Raw genomic sequence first — 3,669 nt, forward strand, 5'->3', positions numbered from 1 at the left:
GGCGATGGCGGCCGGGTTCGGCTCGGGGGTGGCCTGGGTCGGTGGCGGCCTGGCCGCCGCGGTGCTCGCCGTGCTGCTGGTGGCGATCTTTCCGGCGCTGCTGCGCTACCGGGTGGCGAGGGTCGCCGCCCGGGACTGAGCCGCCGGTCGCGGGGCTTTCCCGGAGGGCGGGTGAACCAGGGCGAAAGCCGCGCCGTCAGGTGGGACGGTGGCGCACCGGTCCGGTGCTGCGCCGGGACCGGGGGATAAGGTCACCGGCATGGAGAACGACGTGGCGCGCCCGCCCTCGGGTGCACAGTGGACCATCGCCGCCGACGGTCACGAGGCGGTCATCGTCGAGGTCGGCGGTGGGCTGCGGTCGTACCGGTGTGCGGGGGTCGACCTCGTCGACGGGTACGCGGCGGACGAGGTCTGCCCGGGTTCGGCGGGTCAGGTGCTGGCCCCGTGGCCGAACCGGATCCGGGACGGGGCGTACACCTTCGGGGAGCGGTCCCTGCAGCTCGACCTGTCCGAGCCGTCCCGGCACACCGCGATCCACGGCCTGGTCAACTGGGTCCGTTGGGAGCTGTTGGAGGAGTCGGCGGACGCGGTCACCATCGGGTACGACCTGCCGCCGCAGCCCGGGTACCCGTGGGCGTTGCGGCTGCGCAGCCGGTGGAGCGTGGGCGCGGGCGGCCTGCGGGCCGAGCACGAGGTGACCAACACCGGCGCGGAGGCGGCGCCGTTCGGTTTCTCCGTGCACCCGTACCTGCGTCTGCCCGGGGTGCCGGTGGACCAGACGTTGCTGCGGGTGCCGGGCCGTTCCCGGGTGCTGCTGGACGCCCGGCTGTTGCCGGTCGGCGCGACCGCGGTGGCCGGCACCGAGTACGACTTCACCGAGCCCCGGCCGATCGGCGACGCGGTGCTCGATCTGGCCTTCGGTGACGTCGTGCGGGACGACGACGACGGCGGGTCGGCGGTGACGCTGGCCGCTCCGGACGGCTCGGCGGCGCTGCACATCTGGGCGGACCGGGAGTTCGGCTGGTGGCAGGTCTACACGGGGGACACCCTGACCGGCGAGCGGTTCCGCCGTTCGGTGGCGGTGGAACCGATGACCTGTCCGGCGGACGCGTTCCGGTCCGGCAAGGATCTGATCACGCTGAAGCCGGGGGCGAGCTGGCGGGGTGTCTGGGGCCTGCGGCCCGGGGTCTGAGCATGGAGTTCGCCGAGGTGGTCCGGCGGCGTCGGATGGTCCGCAACTACGACCCGGGCCGCCCGGTTCCGCCGGAGGTGGTGGACCGGCTGTTGGAGCATGCGGTCCGGGCGCCCTCGGCCGGTTTCGCGCAGGGCTGGGGCTTCCTGGTGCTGGAGGCGGCGGCGGATCGGGAGCGGTTCTGGGCGGCGGCCACCCCGGGCGGTGGCGGGCGGGAGCGCTGGCTGGCCGGGATGCGCCGGGCGCCGCTGATCGTGGTGCCGCACGCGAACCGTTCGGTCTACCTGGAGCGTTACGCCGAGTCGGACAAGGGCTGGGCGGACCGGTCGACCGAGCGGTGGCCGGTGCCGTACTGGTACGTCGACGCCGGGTTCGCCGCGCTGCTGATGTTGTTGACCGCGGTGGACGAGGGTCTGGGGGCCTGTTTCTTCGGCATCCCGCCGAACCGGTTGGCCACGTACCGGGAGGCGTTCGGGGTGCCGCAGGAGTACCAGCCGATCGGCGCGATAACGGTCGGTTACCGCGCTGTTGACCACCGGTCACCGTCGTTGCGTCGGGGGCGGAGACCGGTGAGCGAGGTGGTCCGGCGCGGTCGCTGGAGTTGAGTGAGGGCTGCCTGCTCCGGGCGGGTGTCGCCGGTGGCGGAACCGCCCTGAGGGAGTAAAACGCGGTGTGGTGCGGGCGGTTAGGCTGGCACGGTCATCGGTGCCGCACCGTGCGGTACCCCGGCGTGACCCGGCTCCGCGCCGTCGGTCGGCCCGACCACGGGGAGGGGAGCGTGCCGTGATCTTCAGAGCGGTCCGGGACGGGCGTCCCTACCCGGAGCACAACCTCACCCTGAAGCAGTGGGCGGAGATTCCGCCCCGCCCGCTGCGGTTGGACCAGCTCATCACCACCAAGCGGGAGTTGGCGCTGGACAAGCTCCTCGCCGAGGACTCGACCTTCTACGGGGACCTGTTCCCGCACGTGGTGCAGTGGAACGGCGGCCTCTACCTGGAGGACGGGCTGCACCGGGCGTTGCGCGCCGCGTTGCAGCAGCGCAACCAGATCCATGCCCGGGTGTTGGTGCTCGGCGGGCAGGGCGAGTGACCCCCGCCTGAACATTCGTTAGGGTGTCCGCCATGAGCCCGCTGGACCTGCTCGACGTCGAGGCGTCGCTGACCGAGGAGGAGCGGCAGATCCGGGCCGTCGTGCGCCGGCTCGTCGACGACCGGGTACGCCCGCACGTCGCCGGCTGGTACGAGGAGGGCCGGGTGCCCGCGCGCGAGCTGGCCCGCGAGTTCGGTCGGCTCGGCCTGCTCGGCATGCACCTGACCGGGTACGGCTGCGCCGGTGCCTCCGCCGTCGCGTACGGGCTGGCCTGCCTGGAGCTGGAGGCCGGCGACTCCGGCGTCCGCTCGCTGGTGTCGGTGCAGGGTTCGCTGGCCATGTACGCCATCTGGCGTCACGGCAGCGAGGAGCAGAAGCAGCGCTGGCTGCCCGCGATGGCGGCCGGCGAGGTGATCGGCTGCTTCGGGCTGACCGAGCCCGATCACGGTTCCGACCCGGCCTCGATGGCCACCCGGGCGCGCCGCGACGGTGACGACTGGGTGCTGCACGGCAGCAAGATGTGGATCACCAACGCGCCGGTCGCCGACGTCGCGGTGATCTGGGCCCGCACCGACGAGGGGGTACGCGGTTTCGCCGTACCGATGGACACGCCGGGGGTGGCGGCGCGCGAGATCCCGCGGAAGATGTCGCTGCGTGCCTCGCTCACCGGCGAGATCGTCCTCGACGACGTCCGGCTCCCGGCGGACGCCCGGTTGCCCGGGGCGATCGGGCTGAAGGCCCCGCTGAGCTGCCTGACCGAGGCCCGGCACGGCATCGTCTGGGGTGCGCTCGGCGCGGCCCGCGACTGCCTGGAGACCGCCCTGTCGTACGCCACGGCCCGCACCCAGTTCGGCCGCCCGCTGGCCGCCTTCCAGCTCACCCAGGCCAAGCTCGCCGACATGGCCGTCGAGTGGAACAAGGGCCTGCTGCTGGCGCTGCACCTGGGCCGGCTGGCCGACGCCGGGGCGCTGCGCCCGGCGCAGGTCAGCGTCGGCAAGCTGAACAACGTGCGGGAGGCGTTGGCGATCGCCCGGCAGTGCCGCACCATCCTGGGCGCGAACGGCGTCTCCGGCGAGTACCCGATCATGCGGCACGCCAACAACCTGGAGAGCGTGCTGACCTACGAGGGCACCTCCGAGATCCACCAGCTGGTTCTGGGGCAGCAGCTCACCGGGTTCTCCGCGTTCGCCTGACCGGCACCCGCACCCGTTCGGGTCACTCGGCGAGCGGGTGTCGCACCGGAGCCGTACCGTCGTCACCAGATGAGGCGTCTGACGAGGACGGTGAGGGCGATGGCCCGCGACGGTGACAGCAACGAGCCCACCAGGGATTTTCCCGGCTTTCCGACCGCCGACTCGCTGCCGGCCCGGTCCGACGTCCCATCCGGG

The 3,669-nt window shown here is 73.0% G+C and carries 4 protein-coding genes; all 4 read left to right on the top strand.

Going from position 1 to position 3,669, the window contains the following annotated elements:
- Positions 1–259 precede the first annotated feature (259 nt).
- The 4 genes from E1182_RS29715 to E1182_RS29730 all read left to right on the top strand — a co-directional run bounded on the left by E1182_RS29715 (position 260) and on the right by E1182_RS29730 (position 3,474).
- Complete coding sequence (locus tag E1182_RS29715; RefSeq protein WP_132271029.1) at positions 260–1,192, top strand: aldose 1-epimerase family protein; 933 nt, start codon at positions 260–262, stop codon at positions 1,190–1,192.
- A gap of 2 nt (positions 1,193–1,194) precedes the next feature.
- On the top strand, positions 1,195–1,797 hold the full coding sequence (locus E1182_RS29720) for a nitroreductase family protein (RefSeq protein ID WP_132271030.1): 603 nt from the start codon (positions 1,195–1,197) through the stop codon (positions 1,795–1,797).
- Between the two features lie 178 nt (positions 1,798–1,975).
- Positions 1,976–2,281: a type II toxin-antitoxin system VapB family antitoxin gene (locus tag E1182_RS29725; protein WP_132185724.1), complete on the top strand. Its 306-nt coding sequence runs from the start codon at positions 1,976–1,978 to the stop codon at positions 2,279–2,281.
- 32 nt (positions 2,282–2,313) lie between these two features.
- A complete protein-coding gene (locus E1182_RS29730; protein ID WP_132271031.1) occupies positions 2,314–3,474 on the top strand; it encodes an acyl-CoA dehydrogenase family protein in 1,161 nt (386 codons plus the stop codon).
- Positions 3,475–3,669 lie beyond the last annotated feature (195 nt).

Origin of the sequence: Micromonospora sp. KC721 (assembly GCF_004348355.1) — a bacterium.
Taxonomy (GTDB): domain Bacteria; phylum Actinomycetota; class Actinomycetes; order Mycobacteriales; family Micromonosporaceae; genus Micromonospora.

Excerpts from the sequence above, each read along its gene's own strand:
- E1182_RS29715 (WP_132271029.1), top strand. The coding sequence starts at position 260 with ATGGAGAACGACGTGGCGCGCCCGCCCTCGGGTGCACAGTGGACCATC.
- E1182_RS29720 (WP_132271030.1), top strand. The coding sequence starts at position 1,195 with ATGGAGTTCGCCGAGGTGGTCCGGCGGCGTCGGATGGTCCGCAACTAC.
- E1182_RS29730 (WP_132271031.1), top strand. The coding sequence starts at position 2,314 with ATGAGCCCGCTGGACCTGCTCGACGTCGAGGCGTCGCTGACCGAGGAG.